Source organism: Kineococcus indalonis, from assembly GCF_009906395.1.
In the GTDB taxonomy this organism is placed as follows: domain Bacteria; phylum Actinomycetota; class Actinomycetes; order Actinomycetales; family Kineococcaceae; genus Kineococcus; species Kineococcus indalonis.
The window spans coordinates 1-840 of the sequence record NZ_JAAALM010000912.1; the positions used below are offsets into that span (position 1 = coordinate 1).

The following is an 840-nucleotide window of genomic DNA, read 5'->3' on the forward strand; positions in this document are numbered from 1 at the left end:
CACCTCACCGCCGCACCCCCGCCCCGCCGCCGCTGCGCGGGCCGCCCAGCATCGCCGTCCACATGCCGGGGAAGCCCGGCAGCGTCTTGCCGGTCGTGGCCACGTCCTCCACGAGCACCCCGTCCACGGCCAGGCCGATCACGGCGGCCGCGGTGGCCATGCGGTGGTCGGCGTAGGTGCGGAAGACCCCGCCGTGCAACGGGCGCGGGCGCAGCAGCAGCCCGTCGGCGGTCTCCTCGGCGTCCCCGCCCAGGGCGTTGACCTCGGTGACCAGGGCCTTGAGGCGGTCCGTCTCGTGCCCGCGCAGGTGGGCGATGCCGCGCAGCCGCGTGGGCGTGGAGGCCAGCGCCGCCAGCGCCGTGATCACCGGCGCCAGCTCCCCGGCCTCGCGCAGGTCCAGGTCCAGCCCGTACAGCTCGCCGGTGCCCTGCACCAGCAGCCCGTCGCGGTCCAGGGCCACCTCGGCGCCCATCTGGTCCAGCACGTCGCGCAGCAGGTCCCCGGCCTGGGTGGTCGACTGCGGCCAGCCCGGCACCCGCACCCGCCCGCCGGCCACCGCGGCCGCGGCCAGGAACGGCCCGGCGTTGGACAGGTCCGGCTCCACGTGCACGTCCAGGGCGTTGACCTCCCCGGGCTCCACGGCCCAGCGGCCCGGCACCGAGTCGTCCACGACGACACCCGCGTCGCGCAGCACCTCCACGGTCATCCGCACGTGCGGGGCGCTGGGCAGCTCCGGGCCCTCGTGCACGACCTCCAGCCCGTCGCGGCAGCGCGCCCCCACCAGCAGCAGGGCCGAGACGAACTGGCTGGAGCCGGAGGCGTCGATGCGCACCCGCCCCC

Annotated in this window: 1 protein-coding gene; it reads right to left on the reverse strand. The window is 77.4% G+C overall.

Annotated elements, in window-relative coordinates:
• Nucleotides 1–4: 4 nt before the first annotated feature.
• Nucleotides 5–840 (reverse strand): 3-phosphoshikimate 1-carboxyvinyltransferase (locus GTR00_RS21905; RefSeq protein WP_407659771.1); only part of this gene is annotated, 836 nt, incomplete at its 5' end.